25 protein-coding genes are annotated in these 24,027 nt (G+C 71.5%); 20 read left to right on the top strand and 5 right to left on the bottom strand.

The genetic code is table 11. From position 1 onward, the window contains the following. The first annotated feature begins 2 nt into the window (after positions 1-2). From ABD268_RS19285 to ABD268_RS19355, 15 genes are all read left to right on the top strand, one after another. Positions 3-776 (top strand): MlaE family ABC transporter permease, encoded by a 774-nt coding sequence (locus tag ABD268_RS19285; RefSeq protein ID WP_344156231.1) that lies wholly within the window; start codon positions 3-5, stop codon positions 774-776. Between the two features lie 25 nt (positions 777-801). After that, positions 802-1,632 (top strand): MlaE family ABC transporter permease, encoded by an 831-nt coding sequence (locus tag ABD268_RS19290; protein ID WP_344156525.1) that lies wholly within the window; start codon positions 802-804, stop codon positions 1,630-1,632. A 4-nt stretch (positions 1,633-1,636) separates the two neighbouring features. Then, complete coding sequence (locus ABD268_RS19295) at positions 1,637-2,950, top strand: MCE family protein (protein ID WP_344156234.1); 1,314 nt, start codon at positions 1,637-1,639, stop codon at positions 2,948-2,950. Beyond that, positions 2,947-4,059 carry an MCE family protein gene (locus ABD268_RS19300; protein WP_344156237.1) on the top strand — a complete coding sequence of 371 codons (1,113 nt, stop codon included), beginning with the start codon at positions 2,947-2,949 and terminating at the stop codon, positions 4,057-4,059. The genes ABD268_RS19295 and ABD268_RS19300 overlap by 4 nt, the downstream gene beginning before the upstream one ends. Beyond that, a complete protein-coding gene (locus tag ABD268_RS19305) occupies positions 4,056-5,030 on the top strand; it encodes an MCE family protein (protein ID WP_344156240.1) in 975 nt (324 codons plus the stop codon). Before ABD268_RS19300 ends, ABD268_RS19305 begins: the two co-directional genes overlap by 4 nt. A gap of 17 nt (positions 5,031-5,047) precedes the next feature. Beyond that, positions 5,048-6,238, top strand: a complete 1,191-nt coding sequence (locus ABD268_RS19310) for an MCE family protein (RefSeq protein ID WP_344156243.1) — start codon at positions 5,048-5,050, stop codon at positions 6,236-6,238. Then, on the top strand, positions 6,235-7,560 hold the full coding sequence (locus tag ABD268_RS19315; protein WP_344156246.1) for an MCE family protein: 1,326 nt from the start codon (positions 6,235-6,237) through the stop codon (positions 7,558-7,560). The genes ABD268_RS19310 and ABD268_RS19315 overlap by 4 nt, the downstream gene beginning before the upstream one ends. Next, positions 7,557-8,825 carry an MlaD family protein gene (locus ABD268_RS19320; RefSeq protein ID WP_344156249.1) on the top strand — a complete coding sequence of 423 codons (1,269 nt, stop codon included), beginning with the start codon at positions 7,557-7,559 and terminating at the stop codon, positions 8,823-8,825. Before ABD268_RS19315 ends, ABD268_RS19320 begins: the two co-directional genes overlap by 4 nt. Continuing rightward, positions 8,822-9,340: a hypothetical protein gene (locus ABD268_RS19325; RefSeq protein WP_344156252.1), complete on the top strand. Its 519-nt coding sequence runs from the start codon at positions 8,822-8,824 to the stop codon at positions 9,338-9,340. Before ABD268_RS19320 ends, ABD268_RS19325 begins: the two co-directional genes overlap by 4 nt. A 5-nt stretch (positions 9,341-9,345) precedes the next feature. Further along, positions 9,346-10,065, top strand: coding sequence for a hypothetical protein (locus ABD268_RS19330; protein WP_344156255.1), 720 nt, complete (start codon positions 9,346-9,348; stop codon positions 10,063-10,065). A 64-nt stretch (positions 10,066-10,129) separates the two neighbouring features. Then, positions 10,130-11,095, top strand: a complete 966-nt coding sequence (locus ABD268_RS19335) for an NAD(P)/FAD-dependent oxidoreductase (RefSeq protein ID WP_344156259.1) — start codon at positions 10,130-10,132, stop codon at positions 11,093-11,095. A 2-nt stretch (positions 11,096-11,097) separates the two neighbouring features. Then, positions 11,098-11,562, top strand: coding sequence for a pyridoxamine 5'-phosphate oxidase family protein (locus ABD268_RS19340; RefSeq protein ID WP_344156262.1), 465 nt, complete (start codon positions 11,098-11,100; stop codon positions 11,560-11,562). Positions 11,563-11,575: 13 nt separating this feature from the next. Continuing rightward, on the top strand, positions 11,576-11,770 hold the full coding sequence (locus ABD268_RS19345) for a ferredoxin (protein ID WP_344156265.1): 195 nt from the start codon (positions 11,576-11,578) through the stop codon (positions 11,768-11,770). Next, positions 11,767-12,693 carry a 3-oxoacyl-ACP reductase gene (locus tag ABD268_RS19350; RefSeq protein ID WP_344156268.1) on the top strand — a complete coding sequence of 309 codons (927 nt, stop codon included), beginning with the start codon at positions 11,767-11,769 and terminating at the stop codon, positions 12,691-12,693. Before ABD268_RS19345 ends, ABD268_RS19350 begins: the two co-directional genes overlap by 4 nt. Then, complete coding sequence (locus tag ABD268_RS19355; RefSeq protein ID WP_344156272.1) at positions 12,681-13,448, top strand: SDR family NAD(P)-dependent oxidoreductase; 768 nt, start codon at positions 12,681-12,683, stop codon at positions 13,446-13,448. The genes ABD268_RS19350 and ABD268_RS19355 overlap by 13 nt, the downstream gene beginning before the upstream one ends. A 51-nt stretch (positions 13,449-13,499) precedes the next feature. Here the strand turns inward: ABD268_RS19355 and kstR are convergent, their stop codons facing one another. Beyond that, complete coding sequence (gene kstR / locus ABD268_RS19360) at positions 13,500-14,102, bottom strand: cholesterol catabolism transcriptional regulator KstR (protein ID WP_344156275.1); 603 nt, start codon at positions 14,100-14,102, stop codon at positions 13,500-13,502. Between the two features lie 146 nt (positions 14,103-14,248). Here kstR and ABD268_RS19365 point away from each other — a divergent pair, with 146 nt between their 5' ends. Genes ABD268_RS19365 through ABD268_RS19375 form a run of 3 tightly spaced genes read left to right on the top strand, consistent with a single transcriptional unit; the run spans position 14,249 to position 17,346 of the window. Beyond that, positions 14,249-15,502: a glycosyltransferase family 4 protein gene (locus ABD268_RS19365; RefSeq protein WP_344156278.1), complete on the top strand. Its 1,254-nt coding sequence runs from the start codon at positions 14,249-14,251 to the stop codon at positions 15,500-15,502. Continuing rightward, complete coding sequence (locus tag ABD268_RS19370; RefSeq protein ID WP_344156281.1) at positions 15,489-16,220, top strand: class I SAM-dependent methyltransferase; 732 nt, start codon at positions 15,489-15,491, stop codon at positions 16,218-16,220. The genes ABD268_RS19365 and ABD268_RS19370 overlap by 14 nt, the downstream gene beginning before the upstream one ends. Next, positions 16,213-17,346: a prenyltransferase gene (locus tag ABD268_RS19375; protein ID WP_344156284.1), complete on the top strand. Its 1,134-nt coding sequence runs from the start codon at positions 16,213-16,215 to the stop codon at positions 17,344-17,346. Before ABD268_RS19370 ends, ABD268_RS19375 begins: the two co-directional genes overlap by 8 nt. On the opposite strand, the gene ABD268_RS19380 is transcribed toward ABD268_RS19375, so the two are convergent. Then, complete coding sequence (locus ABD268_RS19380) at positions 17,305-17,967, bottom strand: class I SAM-dependent methyltransferase (protein WP_344156287.1); 663 nt, start codon at positions 17,965-17,967, stop codon at positions 17,305-17,307. The two genes, ABD268_RS19375 and ABD268_RS19380, sit on opposite strands and share 42 nt — an antisense overlap. 78 nt (positions 17,968-18,045) lie before the next feature. On the opposite strand from ABD268_RS19380, the gene ABD268_RS19385 reads away from it, so the two are divergent. Then, positions 18,046-20,151, top strand: coding sequence for an acyl-CoA dehydrogenase family protein (locus ABD268_RS19385; protein WP_344156290.1), 2,106 nt, complete (start codon positions 18,046-18,048; stop codon positions 20,149-20,151). A 1-nt stretch (position 20,152) separates the two neighbouring features. Here the strand turns inward: ABD268_RS19385 and ABD268_RS19390 are convergent, their stop codons facing one another. Next, positions 20,153-20,767 (bottom strand): hypothetical protein, encoded by a 615-nt coding sequence (locus ABD268_RS19390; protein WP_344156293.1) that lies wholly within the window; start codon positions 20,765-20,767, stop codon positions 20,153-20,155. Between the two features lie 78 nt (positions 20,768-20,845). Beyond that, a complete protein-coding gene (locus tag ABD268_RS19395; protein ID WP_344156296.1) occupies positions 20,846-21,736 on the bottom strand; it encodes an EamA family transporter in 891 nt (296 codons plus the stop codon). A gap of 83 nt (positions 21,737-21,819) precedes the next feature. On the opposite strand from ABD268_RS19395, the gene ABD268_RS19400 reads away from it, so the two are divergent. Beyond that, the gene (locus ABD268_RS19400) at positions 21,820-22,698 is read left to right on the top strand and encodes a LysR family transcriptional regulator (RefSeq protein WP_344156299.1); all 879 of its coding nucleotides are present in this window, start codon (positions 21,820-21,822) and stop codon (positions 22,696-22,698) included. Positions 22,699-22,707: 9 nt separating this feature from the next. Here the strand turns inward: ABD268_RS19400 and ABD268_RS19405 are convergent, their stop codons facing one another. After that, complete coding sequence (locus ABD268_RS19405) at positions 22,708-23,943, bottom strand: alpha/beta hydrolase fold domain-containing protein (protein ID WP_344156302.1); 1,236 nt, start codon at positions 23,941-23,943, stop codon at positions 22,708-22,710. Positions 23,944-24,027 lie beyond the last annotated feature (84 nt).

Genomic DNA, 24,027 nt, shown 5'->3' on the forward strand with positions numbered 1-24,027 from the left:
CCATGGCGTTCTCCGCTGTGTCGGTCATCCGTGGCCCGGGTGAGATCGCCGCGATGGTCGTCGAGGTCACCAAGCGGATCTTCACCTCGCCGTTCCAGGTGCGGGAGTTCCTCGAGCAGGCGTGGTTCATCACCAGCGTGACGCTGATGCCCACGATCCTGGTGTCGATCCCGTTCGGCGCGGTCATCTCGCTGCAGGTCGGCAACCTGACCGGGCAGCTCGGGGCCCAGTCCTTCGCCGGCGCCACGGCCGTGCTCGCGGTGGTGCGCGAGGCCGCACCGATCGCGGCCGCCCTGCTGATCGCGGGGGCGGCCGGCTCCGCCATCTGCTCCGACATGGGCGCCCGCAAGATCCGCGAGGAGATCGACGCGATGGAGGTGCTGGGCATCGACCCGCTGGCGCGGCTGGTCGCGCCGCGCGTGGTCGCCACCATGTTCGTCGCGCTGATGATCAACGGGCTCGTGATCGGGGCCGGGATCGGCGGCGGCTACTTCTTCACCGTCATCGTGCAGGGCGGCTCCGCCGGCGCGTTCCTGTCCTCGTTCACCGCGCTCGCGAGCCTGCCGGACCTCTACATCTCGATGGTCAAGGCCGTCGTGTTCGGCTGGCTCGCCGCGATCGTCGGTGCCTACAAGGGACTCAACGCGGGCGGCGGTCCCAGCGGTGTCGGCCGGGCCGTCAACGAGTCCGTGATCATCGCCTTCATGCTGCTGTTCTTCCTGAACGCCGTCATCACGGCGATCTACTTCCAGGTCGTCCCGCCCCCGGGGATGTGACGTGGCGACCCTCAGCTCGACCCGGGTGAGCGCGATCGGCAGCACGATCGTCCGGGGCCGCAGGGACTCCCTGGAGCAGTACGGCGACCAGCTGCTGTTCTACGTCAAGGCACTGGCCTGGACCCCGCGCGCGATCAGGCGCTATCCACGCGAGATCGTCAACACGCTCGCCGAGGTGACGTTCGGCGCCGGAGGACTGAGCCTGATCGCCGGGACCGTGGGCGTCATCGCGTTCCTCGCCTTCTTCGCCGGCACCGAGGTCGGGATCCAGGGCTACGCGTCGCTGAGCCAGATCGGGGTCGCGAAGTTCAGCGCGTTCATCTCCGCCTACTTCAACACGCGTGAGGTCGCGCCGCTGGTCTCGTCGATCGCGCTCGCCGCCACGGTCGGCTGCGGCTACACCGCCCGTCTCGGGGCGATGCGGATCTCCGAGGAGATCGACGCCCTCGAGGTGATGGCGATCCCGTCGCTGCCCTTCCTGGTCACCACCCGGATGATCGCGGCCTTCGTGGCGGTCATCCCGCTCTACATCGTGGCGCTCTGCGCGTCGTACCTCTCCCCGCGGTTGATCACCACGCTGGTCTACGGCCAGTCACCCGGAACCTACGACCACTACTTCCTGCAGTTCCTGCCGCCGATCGACATGCTCTGGTCCTTCGGCAAGCTGCTCTTCCTCGCCACGGCGATCATCCTCATCCACTGCTACTACGGCTACACCGCCTCCGGCGGTCCTGCCGGCGTCGGCATGGCCGTGGGCCGGGCGATCCGCACCAGCATCGTGACCGTGGTGGTCGCCGACTTCTTCCTCAGCTTCGCGATCTGGGGCTCCACCACCACCGTGCGGATCACGGGGTAGCCGCATGCTGGTCAACGTCCACCACGACAGCCGGGCCGAGCACGCCCGGCTGCTCGTCGCGGGGGTGGCCTTCCTCGCGCTCATCGCGACCCTGGTCGGCCTCTCGATCGCGGTCTACCAGAAGGCCTTCGACGAGGTCACGATGGTGACGATCAAGGCCGACCGGGCCGGGCTCCAGCTGGCGAAGTTCGGCGACGTCCGGATCCACGGGGTGCTGGTCGGGCAGGTCCGCAGCATCGACCAGGACGGCGAGCAGGCCTCGATCCGGGTCGCGCTGCAGCCGGACGAGGCGCGGGCCATCCCCGAGAACGTCGAGGTACAGATCCTCCCGACCACGCTGTTCGGCCAGAAGTACATCTCCTTCGTCCGGCCCCCGCACCCGTCGGGCGCCTCCCTCGCCGACGGTGACGTGATCCCGTCCGACCGCGTCGAGACCAACGTGGAGCTCAGCCGCATCCTCGCGAACCTGTTCCCGCTGCTGCGCTCGGTGCAGCCCGCCGACCTGAACGCCACCCTCAACGCCCTCGCCACGGCGCTGCAGGGACGCGGCGAGCGGATCGGCGAGACGATGGACCGGCTCGACTCCTACCTCGGCGTGGTCGACGCCCACCTGCCCACGCTGCGCAAGGACCTGGTGCTCCTCGCGCAGGTGGCCGACACCTACGACATTGCGGCACCGGACCTGATCGGGATGCTGCGCAACGTGACGGTCACCAGCAAGACGGTGCTGGAGAAGAAGGACGACCTCGACGTCTTCCTCGGCGACCTCCAGGGACTGGCCGACACCTCCACCCGGGTGCTGCAGGACAACGGGTCGAACCTGATCCGCATCGGGCAGGTGACCGAGCCGATGACGCGGTTGCTCGCGGTCTACTCCCCGGAGTACCCCTGCCTGCTCCGCGGCCTGGCGCGTTACGAGCCGCTGCTCTCCAAGGTGTTCGCCGGCAGCATCATCCGCCAGGAGTTCATCTTCAACACCCCGCAGTACCGCGAGTACGACCAGCGGGACCGTCCCGTCTACGGGGAGGTGGGGCACGGGCCGTGGTGCCTCGGCCTGCCGAGCCCGCCCATCCCTATCGGCCCCCAGCCGCTGCGCGACGGCACCGACATGGACGACAACCCGCCGACCAGCAGCGTCCCCGGTACCCAGCCGGCCTCCTTCTCCTCGCCCGCGAGCGGGTTCGCCGGCACGCCGGGGGAGCGGGAGATCGTGAACGCGATGCTGGCCTCCCGGTCGGGCCGCCCTGCGGACAGCTACGGGTCCCTCGGCGCCCTCATGTACGGGCCGCTGGTGCGCGGGTCGGAGGCGTCCTCGTGAGCCCTTCGACACGGGCGCGGGGCGCCCTGCTCAGGAACCACAGGAACTCCACCACCGTCAGCGCCGCGGTCAAGCTCGGCATCTTCACCCTCTCCTCGGTGCTGGTGACCGGCCTGCTCGCCGCGATCATGGGCAACATCGGCTTCGGCGCCGGCAAGGAGTACAAGGCGGTCTTCACCAGCGCCTCGATGCTGGAGAAGGGCGACGACGTACGCATCGCGGGCGTCAGTGTCGGCGAGGTCAAGAAGGTCGAGCACTACGAGCGCAACGACGCGATCGTCACCTTCCGGATCAAGGCGGACGTGCCACTCACCACGGCCTCGCGTGCCGAGATCCGCTTCCTCAACCTGGTGGGGGACCGCTACCTCGCGCTGGAGGAGGGGTCGGACGCGCACGCGGAGCCGCTCGCCTCCGATGCGACGATCCCGGTCTCGCGGACCAGGCCGGCCCTGGACCTCACCGTGCTCTTCAACGGCTTCCAGCCGCTCTTCCAGGCGCTCGACCCGCGGCAGGTCAACGACCTGAGCATGAACATCGTCCAGGTCCTCCAGGGCGAGGGCGGCACCATCGAGAGCCTGCTGACGAAGACCGCGTCCCTGACGAACAGCCTCGCCGACCGGGACCAGCTGATCGGGGAGGTCGTCACCAACCTGGGCCAGACGCTCGACACCGTCGACCGGCACCACCAGCAGCTGACCCGGCTGGTGGAGGAGCTGAAGGGCTGGATGGCCGACCTGGCCCGGGACCGGAGGACCATCGGCTCGTCGCTGGAGAACATCTCCGAGCTGACCGCGGTCGTCGCCGACCTGGTCAGGGGGAGTCGCCCGATGCTCAAGGCGGACGTCGTCCAGCTGCGCCGCCTCGCCCAGCTGCTGAACGAGCCGAGGAACCGCAAGGTGGTCGTCGAGCTGCTCGACCGGCTGCCGGAGTCGATGAGCGACCAGACCCGGACCGGGACCTACGGCAGCTGGTACAACTACTACCTCTGCGGGTTCAGCGGGAACATCAAGCTCCCGGTCATCAGCAACACCCCGGGACTCAAGAAGCTCCAGGCCGAGCTGAACCACCTCTCGTTCCAGTCCACGGCGTCCCGGTGCCAGACCTCATGAGGCGCTACTCGGAGGCACAGATCCTCAGGCTGGGCGCGATCACCCTGGTGATGATGCTGCTGGTGATGGCGGCCGCCTTCAACCTCTCCAAGTTCCCCGGCTTCGGCGGTGACCGCTACCGCGCCGAGCTCTCCGACGCCAGCGGGCTGCACCGCGGCAACATGGTGCAGGTCGGGGGCATCCGGGTGGGGCGGGTGAAGGACGTCGAGATCGAGGACGACGACAAGGTGCTGGTCACCTTCGAGGTGGACCACGGCGTCGAGTTCGGCGACGAGAGCCGGGCCTCGGTCGAGGTGCTGAACCTGCTCGGCGAGAAGTACCTCGAGCTCACGCCAGCCGGCTCGGGACAGCTCTCCTCCGACGACGTGATCCCGCTGGGCCGCACCCGGTCGGCGTACGACATCGTCGGCGTCTTCGGTGACCTGACCTCCACCACGGAGCGGATCGACACCGACCAGCTGGGCAAGGCGTTGAACGTCATCTCCGCCACGGTCGACACCGCGGGCCCGGAGATCCACTCCAGCTTCGAGGGCATCGCGCGGCTCTCGCGCACCGTCGCCTCCCGCGACCAGCAGATCCAGTCGCTGCTCCGGAGCTCGCGCGACGTGAGCAAGGTCCTCGCCGACCGGAGCGAGGACATCGTCGACCTGATGCAGCACAGCGACCTGGTGTTCAAGGAGCTGCGCCGGCGCAAGGCCGCCATCCACCGGCTGCTGGTCAACGCCCGGGTGCTCGCGGTGCAGCTGCGGGGCGTCGCCACCGACAACGCGAAGGAGATCGGTCCGGCGCTGGCTCAGGTCGACGACCTCCTCGACCTGCTCAACAGCAAGGAGGAGCAGCTGAAGGCCACGCTGCACGCGGTCGGTCCCTACGCCTCGATCCTCGGCAACACCATCGGCACCGGGCCGTGGTTCGACGCGTACGTCGTGAACCTCGCGGCCATCCCGACCGGCGAGTTCGTCCCGGAGTGATGCGGATGCTGCCACGAGTGAACCGTCGCGCGCTGGTCGCCGCCACCGTGGCGGCGCTGCTGGTGGCGACCGCCCTGCTGCTGGTGCGCGACACCTCGGAGACCAGGACGGTGACCGCGCACTTCCCCCGGGCGGTGAGCGTCTACCAGGGCACCGACGTGCGCATCCTCGGCGTGAACGTGGGCCGGGTCACCGCCGTCATCCCGGAGGGCAACTCGGTGCGCGTCGACATGGAGTACGACGCGAAGTACAAGGTCCCCGCCGGCGCCGAGGCCGTGATCGTGACCCCGACGCTGGTGGCGGACCGGTTCGTGCAGCTGACCCCGGCGTACTCCGGCGGCGCGTTGATGGCCGACGGCGCCGACATCCCCCTGCCCGACACCGGCGTCCCGGTGGAGCTGGACCGGATCTACGCCAGCCTGCGGGACCTGTCCGAGGCGCTCGGCCCCAACGGGGTGAACAAGGACGGCACGCTCGACCACCTGCTCGAGGCCGGGGCGAAGAACCTGAAGGGCCAGGGCCGGCTCGGCAACCGGATGCTCACCCGGCTGTCCCAAGCGGCCGACACCTTCGGCCGGGGTAGCGGGGACCTGTTCGCGACGGTGACCCAGCTCGCGAAGTTCTCCGAGGCCCTGGGCAGCAACGACCGGCTGGTGCGCGCGTTCATCAAGGACCTGTCAGGCATGTCCTCCTCGCTGGTGGGCGAGCGGGTCGAGCTCCAGCGCGCGCTCGCCTCGGTCGCCCGCGCGGTCGGGACCGTCAAGGGCTTCGTGCACGACAACCACCGGGCGCTGGTGACCGACCTGGAGAAGCTGACCCGGGTCATGAAGACCATCAACTCCGAGCGGGACAGCATCGACACCGCGCTGCGGGCGGGACCGCTGGCCCTCGGCAACCTCGCGGTCGCCTTCAACAACCAGACCAACTCCATCGGCTCGCGGATCGGCGTCAACGGGACGTTCGGCGACTTCGACGGGCTGCTCTGCTCGATCGTCATGCAGTCCGGGATGCCCCGGGCCAGCAAGGACCTCGCCTGCAAGATCTTCAAGCAGATCGAACCCGTCGAGGACCAGACCGGGAAGCAGCCCGGCGGTGGGTCGACCGGTCTGCAGTCGCCGTCGCTGAGCAGGGTCGAGCAGCGCGCCACCCAGCAGTACGTCGACCAGGACAGCGGCTCGCTGGCCGAGCTGATGGGCGGTGGGGCATGAGGACCCGTCACGCGCGCTGGCTGCCGGCCGTCCTCGCCGGCACCCTGCTGACCTCCGGCTGCCAGTTCGACGGCGCCTACGATCTGCCGCTGCCCGGGTCGCCCGTCGACGAGGACCACTCCTACGAGGTCACGGCGGAGTTCGCGGACATCCTCAACATCGTGCCCAGGTCGCCGGTCATGGTCGACGACGTCACCGTCGGCGAGGTCACCGACGTCGAGCGGGTGGGCTGGCACGCACGGATCACGCTGCGCGTCCGCGACGACGTCTCCCTGCCCGACAACGCCGTCGCCGACATCCGGCAGGTCAGCCTGCTCGGCGAGAAGTACGTCGCCCTCGAGCCGCCGAGGGACGCGCGGCCGACGGGCCGGCTCGGCGACCACGACAACATCCCGCTGTCGGACACCGGCCGCAACCCGGAGGTCGAGGAGGTGCTCGGGGCGCTGTCGTTCCTCCTCAGCGGCGGTGGCGTCGGCCAGCTCGGGTCGATCACCCAGGAGCTGAACAAGGTGATGGACGGCCGCACCGACCGGCTGCGCCACCTCCTCGGCTCGCTCGACGACGTGATCGGCACGCTGGATGCGCAGAAGGCCGACATCATCCGGGCGATGGAGTCGATGAACAGCCTCGCCGCGACCCTCAACAGGGAGCGGGACACCATCGGCCGCGCCCTCGACGTGGTGGGGCCGGCCGTCTCGGTGCTCGCCGACCAGCACGACGAGCTGGTCGAGATGCTCGAGTCCCTGGACCGCCTCGGCGTCGTCGGCAGCAGGGTGATCGGGGCGAGCAAGGACGACGTCATCAAGACGCTCGCCGACCTGCGGCCCGTGCTGACCAGGCTCAACCAGGCCGGCGACGCGCTGGCGCCCGGACTCGACATGGCGATCAGCTTCCCGTTCCCCAAGCAGGCCTCCGAGGTCGTCAAGGGGGACTTCGCCAACGCCTACATCCGGGCGGAGATCAACCTGGACACCCTCACCCAGGCGGGCCCGGACCCCGGGCCGGTCGAGGTGCCGGACCCGGCCCAGGTGCTCGGCGACGTGCAGAAGTGCCTGGACAGCGGCGACCTCACCAGCAAGGCCTGCCGCACGGTGCTCGACGACGGCAACGCGTACAAGAAGCTGGTCAAGGCCTGCAAGAGGAAGAAGAACAAGGACAACCCGGTCTGCCGGGCCGTCAACCAGCTGCCGAGCGGCGGCGGGCTCCCGTCCGTCCCGGGGCTGCCCGGCCCGGGCCTCGACGCCGCGTTGTCCAGCGGCGCCCCCTCGCCCGTCCCGTCGTCGGCGGCGCTGTACGGCGGAGCGTCGGTGGTGGGGTCATGAGTCGTGGCGTCAAGATCCGGATCGCGGCGTTCCTGGTGCTCAGCGCGGTCGGCATCGTCTACGTCGCCGCGTCCTACCTCGGCTTCGTCGACCGGGTCCTCGGGCGCGGGCTGGACGTGCACGCGACCCTGCCCACCTCCGGCGGCCTCTACGAGGGCAGCGAGGTGACCTACCGCGGCGTGAAGATCGGCAAGGTCTCCGCGATGCACGCGACCCGTGACGGCGTCACGCTGGATCTCGCGCTCCAGGACGGCACGAGGCTGCCCGAGGACTCGCCGATGTTCGTGCACAACCTCTCGGCGGTGGGGGAGCAGTACCTCGACTTCGAGCCACCCGACGACCAGGGGCCGTACGCCGAGTCCGGCGACACCCTGGCCGGCTCCCGCGAGTCGCTGCCGGTGGACGAGGCGGACCTCCTCGTCGAGCTCGACAAGTTCGTGGGCTCGGTCGACAGGAGGAGCCTCCGGACGGTCGTGCAAGAGCTCGGGCTGATGTTCCACGACACCGGTGTGCCGATGGAGCACCTCATCGACAACGGCGGCCGGTTCGTCGACGAGGCCGCCGCCCACGAGCAGCAGACCATCAGCCTCCTCGACAACGGCCTGACGGTGCTGCGGACCCAGCGCGACAACGGCGAGAACATCCGCAGCCTCTCCCGCGACCTGCGGCTGATCACCGACTCCCTGCGCACCAGCGATGGCCACCTGCGCACCGTCCTGCAGGGCACCCCCGGGACCGCACGCGAGGTCGACAGCCTGCTTCAGGACCTCGAGCCGACCCTCCCGGTCCTGCTCGGCAACGCCGTGAGCGTCAACCAGGTCGTCGTCTCGCACCTCAACGGCATCGAGCAGCTGCTGGTGACCTACCCGCGGATCGTCTCCAGCGGCTTCTCGGGCACCCCGCCCGACGGCTACGGGCGGGTGAACCTGCAGTTCGCGAACAAGGTCCAGCCGTGCACGAAGGGCTACATGCCGCGCAGCCAGTGGCGCCGGGGCGACCAGGTGACCGACACGCCGATCTTCCCCGCCCGCTGCCTGAGCGGACCGCCGTACAACATGCGCGGCTCGCGGTACGCGCCCGGAGGCGGCGCGAACCCCTCGCCCGGCCGGGCCTACCGTGGTTCCTACGACCCCCGCACGGGCGTGGTCGATGGTGCGGTGGACGCACGGGGAAACCCGGTACGGTTCCTCGACCAAGGCAACCTGTCGATCCTCGGAGGCGATTCGTGGAAGTGGCTCCTGGTGGGTCCGGTGGCGACCCGGTGACGCCCGAGGCGCGCACGCACACCCGGCTCAACCTCGCCCTCTACGTCGTCGTGCTGCTGGTGGCCTGCGCCTGCGTGGCCGGCGGGGTGAACGTCTACCGCACCCACGGCCAGCGGGCGGACGCCGCCGTCGAGCAGGAACGGTACGGCGACGTGCTCGCCGCGGCGGAGACGGAGGCGGAGGCCTTCATCAACATCCGCTACGACGACGCCGAGGGCAGCATCGACAAGGTGGCCCGGGGTGCGACCGGCCAGTTCCGCAAGCAGTACGACACCTCGACGAAGGACGTGGTCAAGGTGCTGAGGCAGAACCGGTCCGTGATGGACGGCAAGGTGGTCTGGGCCGGTGTCGTCGACGTCGACCAGGACAGCGCCACGGTCATCGCGGCCACGTCCGGCACGGTCGCCAACGTGCAGACCGGCAACAAGCCGGTGGCCCGGAACTTCCGGCTCAAGCTCGACCTGGTCCGCTCGGGCGACCGCTGGCTCACCACCAACCTCGAGTTCGTGGGCTGAGCGCGATGGCCTCCACCCCGCCCCGCCCGCCCCGCCCGCCCCGTCGGCCCGTCGTCGGCTCGCGCAGCCCCACCGCCCGCCCGCGCCGCGTGGCGGGGCTCCGTGACGAGGCCGGCGAGCCCACGGAACCCACGGAGGTCCTCGAGCACCCGGAGGGCGACTCCACGCCGATCGAGACCACGGGGACCCCCGATCCGTCCCGCCGCCGGCTCGGGGCACTGGGCAGCCTGCGCACGACCGTGGTGCTGCTCGTCGTCCTCCTCGTGCTGGTCGCCGTCGCGGCGGCGGAGTCGTGGGACCTCTGGCTGCGCGACGAGCCCACCGTCTCGGCGAGCCGCCCGGTGGTGACCGGACAGCTCGCCCACCAGGCGGCCGTCGAGGCCGCGTCGTCGGCCACCGAGGAGATCCTGTCGACGTCGTACAAGAACTACGACGACCAGGTCGACCAGGCGACCGGCAAGATGACCGACTCCTTCGCCGAGGAGTACCGGAAGACCGTCGGCGACATCCGCGGCGACTTCGTCGAGTCGAAGACCGAGCTCACCGTCAAGGTGGTGGCGGCGGGCGTCGTCCGGGCGTCGTCCCAGCAGGTGCAGGCCCTGCTGTTCCTGAACCAGTACGTCCAGAAGCAGCGCAAGGACACTGCGTTCACGCCGTACCGCGCGCTGGTCACCGTGGTGCACACCGAGCACGGCTGGCTGGTCTCCGACATCGAGACGCAGTAGCCCTGAGCGCGGGTTTCTGCCAAACTAGAACACGTTCCAGTCAGTTCGGGAGGAGGATCGGGTCATGCACGACACCGACCTCCTTGTCATCGGCGCGGGCCCCACGGGCCTGTTCGCTTCCTACTACTCCGGATTCCGGGGCCTGCGGGTCGCGGTCGTCGACTCGCTCCCCGAGCTCGGCGGCCAGATCACCGCGATGTACCCCGAGAAGCAGATCCTCGACGTGGCCGGCTTCCCGACCATCAAGGGTCGCGACCTGGTCGAGGGCCTGGTGGCCCAGGCCGCGACCGCGAACCCGGAGTACTTCCTGGACCGGACCGCCACCAAGCTCATGCACGACGCCGACAGCGTCACCGTCGGGCTCGACGACGGCACCGAGATACGGGCGGGGGCGGTGCTGATCACGGCCGGGATCGGCAAGTTCAGCCCGCGGCCGCTGCCGGCCGGCGAGGGCTGGCTGGGGCGGGGGCTGGAGTTCTTCGTGCCCAGCTTCGCGCCGTACGCGGGCAAGGACGTCGTCATCGTCGGCGGGGGCGACAGCGCCTTCGACTGGGCGCTGCACCTCGAGCCGGTCGCCCGGTCGGTCACGCTGGTGCACCGCCGCGACGCGTTCCGCGCCCACGCCCGCACCGTCGAGCAGGTGCGGTCCTCCGCGGTGCGGATCCTGACCAAGGCCGAGGTCACCGCCTTCCGCGGCGACGGGGTCGTGGAGTCGGTGGACGTCCTCGCCGACGGCGAGTCGATGACGCTGCCCGCCCAGGCCGTGGTCGCCGCACTCGGCTTCATCGCCGACCTCGGGCCGCTCCAGGAGTGGGGCATCGAGGTCGAGAAGCGGCACGTCGTGGTCGACTCCGCGATGCGGACCAGCGTCGAGCGGGTCTTCGCCGCCGGGGACATCACGGAGTACCCGGGCAAGGTGCGACTCATCGCGGTCGGCTTCGGCGAGGCCGCCACCGCGGTCAACAACGCCGCGGTCGCCATCGATCCCAGTGCGCACGTGTTCCCCGGACACTCGAGCGAAGGATCCTGACCATGGGCGGACGCGACGGGGTGCGCATGGGCGACGGGGAGGTCGCGGACTTCCTCGTGGACAACCTCAAGGTGCAGGTGGCGAGCATCGGCCGGGACGGTACGCCGCACCTCACGACGCTCTTCTACGTCCCGATCGACGGCCGCATCGCGTTCTGGACCTACGCCCGGAGCCAGAAGATCCGCAACCTCGAGCGGGACCCGCGGGTCAGCTGCCTCGTCGAGGACGGCACCGACTACTTCGAGCTGCGCGGGGTGTCGATGACCGGGCGGGCCGAGATCGTCCGCGACCACGACCGGATCCTCGAGATCGGCTCCGCGGTCGCCGTCCGCATGGTCGGGGCCAAGAGCCTCGACGACCTCGGCGAGATCGGTCGCAGCACCGTCGAGAAGCAGGCCACCAAGCGGGTGGCGGTCGTCATCCATCCCGACCACGTCGCGACGTGGGACCACCGCAAGATGGTCTGAGACAGGAGAACCGATGAGGATCAAGGTCGACTTCGACCTCTGCGAGTCCAACGCCCTGTGCGAGGGCCTGGCTCCCGACGTCTTCGCGCTGGACGACGACGACTTCCTCCAGCTGAGGACCGACGAGACGACCGACGAGAACCTCGAGAACGTCAGGCGCGCCGTGGCGGCCTGCCCGCGGGCGGCGATCTCCGTGGAGGAGGCGTGAGCGACGACCTGTCCCTGGACGGCCGGGTCGCCGTCGTCACCGGCGCCGGGGCGGGCCTGGGCCGTGCCGAGGCGCTGGCGCTGGCCGACGCCGGGGCCGCGGTGGTGCTCAACGACCTGCCGGGCGCCGCGGACGGGGCCGCCGAGGAGATCCGCTCGCGCGGAGGCGCGGCGGTCATCGTCGGGGGTGACGTGGGGGAGCGGGCCACCGCCGACGCGATGGTCGCGGCCGCGGTCGACGAACTCGGCGGCCTCGACATCGTCGTGAACAACGCCGGGATCACCCGCGACCGGATGCTGTTCAACCTCTCCGACGAGGAGTGGGACCTGGTCATCCGGGTCCACCTGCGCGGCCACTTCCTGCTCTCGCGCAACGCCGCGGCGTACTGGCGGGCGAGGGCGAAGGAGACCGGCGGCCCCGTGTACGGGCGCGTGGTCAACACCGCCTCGGAGGCGTTCCTGGCCGGCTCGCCCGGCCAGGCGAACTACGCCGCGGCCAAGGGCGGGATCGCCGCGCTGACCCTGTCCACCGCGCGCGGACTGGGCCGGATCGGGGTCCGCGCGAACGCCATCTGCCCCCGCGCCAGGACGGCGATGACGGCCGAGGTGTTCGGCGACGACGACTCCGGGCTCGAGGTGGACCCGTACTCACCCGACCACGTGGCCCCGCTGGTGGCCTACCTCGCCTCGCCGGCCGCGGACGCCATCACCGGGCAGGTCTTCGTCGTGTACGGCGGCATGGTCGCCCTCCTGGCTGCGCCCGTCGTCGAGCAGCGCTTCGACGCCTCGGGGTCGAGCTGGGACCTCGGCGACCTCGACAAGCAGCTGGGCGGCTACTTCGACGGCCGCGACCCGTCGGTGGGATTCGCCGCCGACGCGGTCATGGGCCTGAGCATCCAGGAGCAGGGGACATGGATCGTCTGAAGGACAAGATCGCGATCGTGACCGGCGGCGCCCAGGGCCAGGGCGCGGAGATCTGCCGCGCGTTCGTGGCCGAGGGTGCCAGGGTCGTCGTCGCCGACATCGCCAAGGAGGCCGGCCAGGCGCTGGCCGAGGAGCTGGTCGCGGCGCACGGCGACGTCGTCCACTTCGCCGACCACGACGTGAGCGACGAGGCCTCCTGGGTGCGGGTGGTGACGCAGGCGAACGAGCGCTTCGGGCCGGTCGACGTGCTGGTCAACAACGCCGGCATCCTGCGGTTCGGCGAGATCGAGAGGATGAGCGTCGAGGAGTTCGAGCTGGTCTTCCGGGTCAACCAGCTCGGCTGCTTCCTGGGCATGAAGTCCGTGGCGCGCACCATGCGCAAGAACGGCGGTGGCTCGATCATCAACGCCTCGTCCATCGAGGGGCTGGGCGGGATGGCCGCGTGCGCGGCGTACTCCGCCACGAAGTTCGCGATCCGCGGCATGACGAAGGTGGCGGCCATGGAGCTCGGGCCCAAGGGGATCCGGGTGAACTCCGTGCACCCCGGCATGGTCGACACCCCGATGACGCGCGTGCACGGCGGTGACGCGGCCATGGAGTACGGCGCCTCGAAGGTGCCGTTGCGTCGGGTGGGCCTGCCGAGCGACATCGCGCCGCTCTACGTCTACCTCGCCAGCGACGAGAGCGCCTACGTCAACGGTGCCGAGATCGCGATCGACGGCGGCGTCACCGCGACGCACGCCTTCGGGGGGTGAAACTGCGCCGACTCGACGGTGTGTCGGCGTGCAACTGCGCCGCCTCGGCGGTCAGTCGCGCAGGAGGAGCCGGACGGCGACGTCCATCTGCTTGGTGACGTCGCCGGCGGAGGTGCGGCCGGTGACCCAGCCCACCAGCGCGGAGAGCCAGACGTCGCCGATCACGCGGGCGATGGCCACGTCGTCGTCGGTCAGGTCCTCCTTGCCCGGGTGCATGGCGCGGGTGAGCATCGTGCTGAGCAGCATGCCGACGGTGTGGATCTCGCTCTGCACGGAGGCGTCGGCGAACATGAACGCCCGGGTGAGCGCCTCGGTCAGGTGCGGGTCGCCCTGGAGGCCCTTGGTGGTCCGGTTCAGCAGGAACATGACGCGCTCGTGGGCGGTGTCGCCGGGGATGGGCTTGTCCCGGGTGGCCGCCTCCGCGCGCTCGAACTCGCGGCCGAGCGCGGAGACCAGCAGATGGATCTTGGAGGGGAAGTAGCGGTAGAGCGTCCCGAGCGCCACGTCGGCCTGCTCGGCCACGGCGCGCATCTGCACGGCGTCGAACCCGCCCTTGGACGCGAGTGCGATGGTCGCGTCGAGGATCCGCTTGCGCCGGTCCCGCTGCGCGGCGGACCCGAGTTCCTCGACCGACAGCGAGTTGGCGCTGCTCACGGAGCCTCCCATGTCTCTCCCTCTCCGAGATCTGGTCCACCGAACCGTCCGGTGGACCAGACATCTAGGCTAACAACCGGTAGGCCATAATAGGAACACGTTTCACTTCGTCCGGCCCGGACGTTCCCGAAGAAAGGTCGTGGCGGATGCGGATCGCACTGCTGTCCTACCGGAGCAAGCCCCATTGCGGTGGACAGGGTATCTACGTCCGGCACCTGAGTCGCGAACTGACGAACCTGGGCCACCAGGTCGAGGTCTTCTCCGGGCAGCCCTACCCGGACCTCGACCCGGGTGTGGCGCTGACGAAGGTGCCGAGCCTGGACCTCTACCGGGAGCCGGACCCGTTCCGGATCCCGAAGCCGCGCGAGTTCCGCGACCTCGTCGACGTCGAGGAGTTCCTGACCATGTGCTCGGCCGGGTTCCCGGAGCCGAAGACGTTCAGCACCCGCGTCGCGAGGCTGCTCCGGGACCGGGTCGCCGACTTCGACGTCGTCCACGACAACCAGGTGCTCGGCTACGGGATGCTCGACATCGAGAAGATGGGGCTGCCCCTCCTCACGACCCTGCACCACCCGATCACCTTCGACCGGCGCATCGACCTGGCGGCGGCGCCGTGGCGCAAGAAGCTCTCCGTACGCCGCTGGTACGGCTTCCTGCGCATGCAGGGCAAGGTCGCCCGGCAGGCCCGCAAGATCCTCACCCCCTCCCAGGCGTCGAAGCGCGACATCGTCAAGGACTTCGGGGTCGACCCCGCGCGGCTGCAGGTGATCCTGCTCGGCGTCGACGACGGCTTCGTGCCGCCGACCGAGCCGCGGGTGCCCGGCCGGATCCTCGCGATGGCCAGCGCCGACGCGCCGATGAAGGGGATCGCCACCCTGCTGGAGGCCTTCGCCAAGCTGCGCACCGAGCGCGACGTCGAGCTTCTGCTGGTCACCAGGCCGCAGCCGGGCGGGCGGACCGAGCAGCTCATCGAGCGGTTGTCGATCGGGGACTCCGTCCGCTTCGTGCACGGCGTGAGCGACGCCGAGCTGGTGGACCTCATGGGCTCGGCCGAGGTCGCCTGCGTGCCCTCGCTCTACGAGGGGTTCTCGCTGCCCACCGCGGAGCTGATGGCGTGCGCGACCCCGCTGGTGGTGTCGCGGGCCGGGGCCATCCCGGAGGTGGTCGGTCCGGACGGCGAGTGCGCCGACCTGGTCACCCCCGGCGACGTCGGCGAGCTGGAGGCCGCGCTGGCCGCCCTGCTCGACGACCCCGAGCGACGCGAGCGGATGGGTGCCGCCGGTCGGCGGCGGGTGCAGGAGCTGTTCAGCTGGCGGGCGGTCGCCGCGGCGACCGCCGCGGCGTACGAGGAAGTGATCGCCGACTACCGGCGCGAGAGGGGAACCAGTGCTGACCGTTGACTTCGACCGCCTCGGGCTGCGCCCGGGGGACCGGGTGCTCGACATGGGGTGCGGGGCCGGCCGGCACGCCTTCGAGATGTACCGCCGTGGCGGCGACGTGCTCGCGTTCGACCAGGACGCCGACGAGCTGGCGGGCGTCCGCGAGCTGTTCGCGGCCATGAAGGAGGCCGGCGAGGTCCCGGAGGGCGCGGAGGCCGACGTCAAGGAGGGTGACGCCCTCTCGCTGCCCTTCGCGGACGGCGAGTTCGACCGGGTCGTCGCGGCCGAGGTGCTCGAGCACATCCCCGCCGACATCCAGGCCATCGACGAGCTGGTCCGGGTGCTGCGCCCCGGCGGCACCATCGCGGTCTCGGTGCCGCGCTGGTTCCCGGAGATCGTGAACTGGAAGCTCTCGGACGACTACCACAACGTGCCGGGTGGGCACATCCGGATCTACTCCGACAAGGAGCTGATCGGGAAGCTCACCAATGCCGGGCTGCACTTCGAGGGCAAGGACTACGCCCACGGCCTGCACTCGCCGTACTGGTGGATCAAGTGCGCGGTGGGCGTGCGCAACGACGACCACCCGCTCGCGAAGGCGTACCACAAGCTGCTGGTCTGGGAGATCATGAAGCAGCCGAAGGCCCTCCGGGCGGCGGGCCGCGTGCTCGACCCGCTGATCGGCAAGAGCATGGTGCTGTACTTCAGCAAGCCCACTGCCGGGCAGGGCGATGGCTGACCCGCTGGCCCGGATCCCGCACGTCGGCGGCATCCTCACCGCCGGGCAGGTCGCCGAGACCGCAGCCTCGATCGCGGCGATGCAGGAGCCGAGCGGCGCCGTGCCCTGGACCATCGGCGAGCACACCGACATCTGGAACCACGTCGAGGCCGCGATGGCGATGCTGGTCGGCGGCCAGGTCGAGGCCGCCGAGCGTGCCTACGAGTGGGTGCCGACGCTGCAGCGCGCGGACGGCTCCTGGCCGATGAAGATCGTCGGCGGCGAGGTCGAGGACCACCGCGGCGAGGTCAACATGTCGTCGTACCTCGCGGTCGGGATCTGGCACCACTGGCTGGTCCGGCGCGACATCGCGTTCGTGCACCGCTTCTGGCCGGCGGTCCGCGCCGGGCTCGACTGGGTCGTCTCCATGCAGCTGCCGTTCGGCGGCATCGCCTGGTCCGAGGAGTGGGAGGAGGGCCGGCCGGTCCGGCGCGACGAGGGGGCGCTGCTGGCGGGTTCCTCGAGCATCTACCAGTCGCTGCGGGCCGGCGTCGCGCTCGCCGACCTGGTCGACGACCCGCAGCCCGAGTGGGAGCTGGCGGGTGGGCGGCTCGGCCACGCGATCCGCGAGCACCGCGACCTGTTCCTGGACAAGGCCACCTACTCGATGGACTGGTACTACCCGGTGCTGGGCGGCGCGGTCCGCGGCGACGCGGCCTTCGCCCTGCTCGAGACGCGGTGGGACGAGTTCGTCGTCGAGGGTCTCGGGATCCACTGCGTCGACACCAACCCCTGGGTGACCGGCGCCGAGACCTGCGAGCTGGCGATGGCGCTGGACGCGCTGGGGGACCACCAGCGCGCGCTACGGCTGCTCGCGGACATGCAGCACATGCGCGGCGAGGACGGGAAGTACTGGACCGGCTGGGTCTACGGCGACGACGTGCACTGGCCGGTGGAGCACACGACGTACACCGCGGCCGCGGTGATCCTGGCCGTGGACGCGCTGGGGGAGACGCACGGGCACGCCACCGAGGGCTCCGGCATCATGCGGGGCACGTCGCTGGCGCCGCACTTCACCGAGCTCGCGCTCGAGTGCGGCTGCCCCTCAGGTGACGCGGTCTCCGGCTTCTCCGCGCGTGCGCGCTAGCACCCGCATCGACCCCAGGGCCTCGACCTCCTCGAAGTCGCCGCTCTCGAGCGCGCGCAGGAACACGTGGTACGGCGGCCGGCCGCCGTCGGCCGGGTCGGGGAACACGTCGTGGATGACCAGCAGCCCGCCGGTCATCAGCCAGGGCGCCCAGCCGGTGTAGTCGTTCTGGGCGTGCACCTCGGCGTGCCCGCCGTCGATGAAGAGCATCGACAGGGGAGTGCGCCACAACGCCGAGACGGTGGTCGACCTGCCGACCACCGCGACGACCTGGTCCTCGAGCCCGGCACGGGCCAGCGTGCGGCGGAAGACCGGCAGCGTGTCCATCAGCCCGAGCTCGGGGTCCACCAGGCTGGCGTCGTGGTGCTCCCACCCGGCCTGGTTCTCCTCCGAGCCCCGGTGGTGGTCGACCGTGACGACGGTGCCGCCCACCTCGCGCGCCGCCGCGCCGAGGTAGATCGCGGACTTGCCGCAGTAGGTGCCGACCTCGAGCACAGGCCCGTGGGGCAGCCGCTCGCGCGCGACCCGGTGCAGCAGCAGGCCCTCGTCCTCGGGCATGAAGCCCTTCGCGGCGAGGGCGTGGGCGAGCAGGTCGGTGGGCATCGTGGTGGTTTCCGGCACGGCGCCACCCTAGTAGGGTTAGAACACGTTCTATTCTGATCGGTGGTCGAGCCTGACGAGGCCACGGAGAGGTAGCCCATGGCGCTCGGGATCACCGACGAGCACGTCGAGCTGGCGGCCAGCCTGCGCCGGTGGGCGGCGGGCCTGGCCCCGACAGCCGCCGTGCGGGCCGCGGAGGGCGAGCCGGACGAGGCGTTCGCCGACGTCTGGAAGGCCGCCGGCGAGATGGGCGTGACCGCGATCGCGCTGCCCGAGTCGGCCGGCGGTGGCGGCGGCACGTTGCTGGACGCGGCCGTCGCACTCGAGGCCTGCGCCCACGAGCTGCTGCCGGGACCGCTGCTCGGGACCGCCGTCGCCGCCGCCCTGCTCGCCGGGACACCGGTCGCGGCCGCGATCGCGGACGGCGCGGTCGTTGGCGTGGCGCTGTCCCGGCACGCGGTCTGGGACGCGCCCGGCGCCACCCACCTGCTGGTGGCCGACGAGCGGGACGGCTGGTACGTCGTGCCGCGGGACGCCATCGAGCTCACGCCGGCCGTCGGCCCGGACCTGAGCCGCCGGTTCGGGGTGCTGGACCCCGTCGACCCGGAGCGGATCGAGGGGGCGCTCCGGGTCGACGGGCTGACCGGCCCGCGGGCCCGTCGTACGGCCGTGACGCTGGGCGCGGCCGAGGCCGCGGGGGTGGCGCGGTGGTGCCTGGCGACGGCGGTCGAGCACGCGAAGGTGCGCGAGCAGTTCGGCCGGCCGATCGGCAGCTTCCAGGCGGTCAAGCACCTCTGCGCCGAGATGCTGGAGACCGTCGAGTCGTCCACCGCCGCGGCGTGGGACGCCGCGAACGCCGCCGGGAGCGCCGCCGCGTCGCCGGACGACGACGACCAGTGGGCGTTCGCCGCCGACGTCGCCGAAGCGGTGTGCTTCGACGCGGCGGTCGAGGTCGCCAAGTCCTGCATCCAGGTGCTCGGCGGGATCGGCTTCACCTTCGAGCACGACGCGCACCTCTACCTGCGGCGTGCGCTGGCGCTGCGCGGCCTGCTGGCCGACCCGGACGCGGCCGCCGCGCGGCTCGCGGCCGGGGCCGCCGACGGCGTACGCCGTGAGGTCGCGCTGGACCTGGACGGCCGGGACGAGCCGCTGCGTGCGGAGATCCGCGCGCGGGTGGCCGAGATCGCCGCGGCGCCCGGCGACCGGCGCCGGGCCGGGCTGGCCGAGGCCGGCTACCTCGCCGCTCACTGGCCGGCGCCGTACGGACTGGGTGCCGACGCCGTCACCCAGGTCGTCCTCGACCAGGAGCTCGCCCGGGCGGGAGTGGAGCGCCCCGATCTCGTCATCGCCGGGTGGGCGGTGCCGACGATCCTCGCCCACGGCACCGAGGAGCAGCGGGACCGCTTCGTGCGACCGTCGCTGCTCGGCGAGCTGACCTGGTGCCAGCTGTTCTCCGAGCCGGGGGCGGGGTCCGACCTGGCCTCGCTGCGCACCCGCGCGGAGAAGGTCGAGGGGGGCTGGCGGGTCAGCGGCCAGAAGGTCTGGACGTCGCTCGCGGACAAGGCCGACTGGGCGATCTGCCTGGCGCGCACCGATCCCGACGCCCCGCAGCACCGCGGGATCAGCTACTTCCTCGTGGACATGCGGTCGCCCGGGATCGAGGTCCGACCGCTGCGTGAGATCACCGGGCGGTCGCTCTTCAACGAGGTCTTCCTCGACGACGTCCTCGTGCCCGACGACTGCCTGGTCGGCGAGCCCGGCGACGGCTGGCGGCTGGCGCGCACCACGTTGGCGAACGAGCGCGTCGCGATGGCGAGCAACCGGCTCGGGCGCAGCGTCGAGCGCGCGGTGTCGCTGCTGACCGGGCCGGACGACGTGCGCGACTCCGCCCAGATCCGGGTCGGGCGCGCCGTCGCGCTGTCGACGGTGTGCTCGGTGCTGGGGGTGCGGTCGACGTTGCGCTCCATCGCCGGACAGGGGCCCGGTGCCGAGTCGAGCGTCGCGAAGCTGCTCGGCGTGCGCAGCCGCCAGGACGCCGCCGAGCTCGTGGTCGAGCTGCACGGCGAGCGCGGCGTGCTCGGCGGGCCGGACGTCGCGGCCGACGTCGAGGAGATGCTCAACACCCGGTGCCTGTCGATCGCCGGGGGCACCACCCAGGTCCTGCGCAACGTGGCCGCCGAGCGGATCCTGGGCCTGCCCAGATAGCTCAGGCGCGCACCGCCGGGCCGGGCGCGGCCGGGGCGCCCTCGGGTCGGCGGAGCAGCAGCGCCGCGCCGGTGGCCAGCCAGGCCACACCGAACGGGACGGCCAGGAGAACCGCGGTCGTCTGCTCGTTCGTCCCCAGCAGCAGGACGGCGCCGATGAGCAGGCCGATGCCGGCCCAGGTCGGCACGACCCGGCTGCGCAGGACCGTCCAGGCGACGAGCGCGAGGCCCACGACGAGCGCGGCGACACCGGGGCCGACGAACGCGGGCATCCAGGGGAAGTCCCCGTCGTACGCGAGCGCCTGCACGCCGGCTGCCAGGGCCAGGGCTCCGATGCCGAACCCGCACGCGGCCGCACCGAGGACGCCCGTCCGGCCGAGCTCGTTGCGCCGACGGACGAGCAGCATCAGGGTGGTGCCGCAGGCGATCATCATCGCCGCAGCCAGGGCCACGAGCACCGCGGTGCCGGTGCTGGCGCTCCGCATCGGCAGGTAGTCGCACTCGCTGCCGACGCACCCCCGCGGCTGCGAGGCGTGCATGATGCTCGCCGCTGTCCACGCGCATCCACCGACCACGGCGCATGCTCCGCCGACCTGGGCGAGACGCGTGTCGTCCATCGATAACCTCCCGTCGGCGTCAGTGTGGGGCGCTCACGGATGGCCCGGCAAGCCGAATGTGGGGGAGCCGCACCCCGCTCACCCGACCAGAACGCGCTCGCGCTGGTCGGCTGTCGTTGCCTCCCGGCCGCCCGCACGCGTGGCTCCGGCGCCCGCGACGACGACCAGGGCGACCCCGGCGACGGCCAGCACGCCGGGGACCTGGTGCAGCAGGACGAGCCCGACCAGGGCCGCGATGGCCGGCTCCAGGCTCATCAGGGTCCCGAACGCCGCGGTCTCGAGGCGTCGCAGGGCCAGCATCTCCAGGCTGAACGGGATCACGGGGAGCAGCATCGCGAGACCCAGGCCGACCACGACGAGCTCGAGCGTGAGGCTCGTGACGAAGCCCGGCCCCGCCACCGCGGTGGCCACCAGCCCGGCGACCGGCAGCGAGATGGCCAGCCCCTGCAGTCCGTCCACGGCGTCGCCGACCACCTGGGTGAGCAGGATGTATGCCGCCCAGCACGCGGCGGCGCCCAGGGCCAGGGCCACACCGACCGGGTCCGTGCCACCCTCCCAGGGCCTGGTCAGCAGCAGGATGCCGGCCAGGGCGAGGGCCGGCCACACCAGCCGGCGGAGGTCCCGGTTGCGGGCGACGGCCACACCCAGGGGGCCCAGGAACTCCAGGGCGCTGGCGGTGCCCAGCGGGATGCGGGCCAGGGCTGCCATGAAGAGCAGCGTCATGCTGCCGGTCGCCACCCCGAGCGCGGCAGCTGCGGCGACGGAGCGGGGGGACAGGCTGGTCGGGCGAGGTCGCATCAGGAGCAGGGCCAGGGCGCCGGCACAGCCGAGTCGCAGTGCGGCAGCTCCGTCCGCACCCAGGCGGTCGAGCATTCCGACGGAGGCCGCCAGGCCGAGCTGCACGCACGACATCGACACCACGGCCATGAGGGCGCCGGAGTGTGCCGAGCTGAGAGCAGGGGAAGTCATGCGCCCAGTTCAGCCGCCATGACCGTTCACGTCCACGTGACTCTGGTTGACGGTGCGTTCAGAATTCCTTGACAATGTCGGGTGTGGACCCCCGTCGGCTCGAGCTGCTCCTCCAGCTCTCCCGGTGGGGCTCCATGCGCGCCGTGGCCGATGTCATGGGGGTGACCACCTCGACGGTCTCCCAGCAGATCGCGGCGCTCGCCCAGGAGGCCGGCACCTCACTCCTCGAGCACGAGGGCCGCGGCGTGCGCCTCACCCCGGCCGGCCGCCGGCTGGCCGACCATGCCGTCACCGTGCTGGCGGCCCTGGACGCGGCGCGCGCCGATCTCGACCCCGACGCCACGCCGCGGGGAACCCTGCGCGTGGCGGCCTACGGCACCGCGATCCGCGACGTGGTCCTCCCTCTCGTGCGGCAGCTCGCCGAGGCCCATCCCGAGCTGCGGCTGAGCATCCGCGAGCACGAGCCCGGCGAGGCGCTCGAGCTGCTGGACGGCGACCACGTGGACCTGGCGCTGACCTACGACTACAACCTCGGGCCGGCGAAGTTCGCAGCCACGCTGGTCACGCAGCCGCTCGGCAGCACTGCCTGGGGCCTGGGGGTGCCGGCGGGCGACACCCGTAGCGCACCGGCCACCTCGCTGGAGGTCTTCGACCGGTACCGCCACCACGACTGGATCGTGAACTCCAGGAACACCGCGGACGAGGAGGCGGTGCGCACCGTCGCCTCCCTGGCCGGCTTCGAACCCCGCGTGGTGCACCGGGTGGACAGCCTCGCGCTGGTGCAGCACATGATCGCCGAGGGACTCGGGGTCGGGTTGCTGCCCGCGGATCTGACGACGATCCCCACTGTCGCCGTGCAGCCGCTCGACCATCCCGCCGTCGTGCTGCGCTCGTACGCCGTGTCCCGGCGCGGGCGAGCCGTGTGGCCGCCGTTGGCGCTGGTGCTCCGCCTCCTGGCGTAGGGCACCTCCCTAGGGTTCGGCGTGCTCGCGACGGTAGAGGTTCCAGTGCCAGTGCAGGTAGCGGTCGATGGCACGGACGATGTGGGCGCTGCGGATCGAGGGGAAGACGTCGAAGGCGTGCTGGGCGCCCGGCAGCTCGGCGTACACGACCGAGCGCTTGGAGGTGCGGCGGAGCTTCTCGACGAACAACCGGGCCTGGTCGACCGCGACCAGGGTGTCGAGCGAGCCGTGCAGCACGAAGAAGTCGGGTGCGTCCTCGGTGATCCGCAGGATCGGGGAGGCCGCCTCGAAGGCCTCCGGGTCGTCGGCCCAGCGCCGCTGGAGGATCCGCGGGCCGAGGAACCCGTCGCGCATCTGCTGGGCGCTGCGCAGCCCGGTCGAGCCGGCGACGTCGTAGACGCCGTAGTGGGGGACCGCTACCTGCACGCTGGTGTCCGCGTTCTCGAAGCCGGGCTGGAGCGTGCGGTCCCCGGCGGTCAGGGCGGCCAGTGCGGCCAGGTGGCCGCCGGCGGAGCCGCCCGTGATGGCGACGTACGACGGGTCCCCGCCGTAGTCCGCGATGTGGTCGCGGATCCAGGCGATCGCGCGCTTCACGTCGATCACGTGCGCGGGGAACGCGTCCCGCGGTGAGAGCCGGTAGTTGATCGCGACGCAGACCCAGCCCTTGGCCGCGAGGTGCTGCATCAGCGGGATGCCCTGCTGGTCCTTGTTGCCGATGCTCCAGCCGCCGCCGTGCACCTGGAGCAGCACGGGCGCGTCCGCGGGGACCCCGGACGCCGGGTGGTAGACGTCGAGCAGGCCGCGCTTCCCGTGCTCGGGCGCGTAGGCGATGTCGCGCTCCACCGTGACCGCGACGCTGCGCACCCGGAAGGGGTTGACCAGCTGGCGCCAGGGCGTGGCGAGATCGGCGGGCGTGGGTCGGGTCTCCAGCTGGTCGAGGTAGTCAGCCCCGAGCGCCTCGGTGAGCGCGTCCTCGGCGGTGGTCTGGACCCGGCGGCTCTGGTCGATCAGGAAGCCCAGCCCGACGGCGCTGCCGGCGGCCAGCGCGAGGCCCACCGTGTCCCGGCGGCGGCGTCCTACGTGCGCGGCCGCGTCGGCGGCCGTCACCGCGAGCAGGTGGGGCGCCAGCTCCCCGGCCAGCCAGCCGGCGAAGAACGCCGGGATGCCGAACCGGAACCCGGGCACCGGTCGGATCGCGTTCGCGGTGAGGGCGGCCGTCACGATCTGGCGACGCAGGAAGGACATGCGACCGATGCTAGCCGGGAGCTAGAACGTGTTCTCTCCCCGCTTGCGGAGCGGAACCGGGTGAGAGTGGCCTCACGCGTGCCC

Source organism: Nocardioides koreensis (genome assembly GCF_039531775.1).
Taxonomy (GTDB): Bacteria; Actinomycetota; Actinomycetes; order Propionibacteriales; family Nocardioidaceae; genus Nocardioides; species Nocardioides koreensis.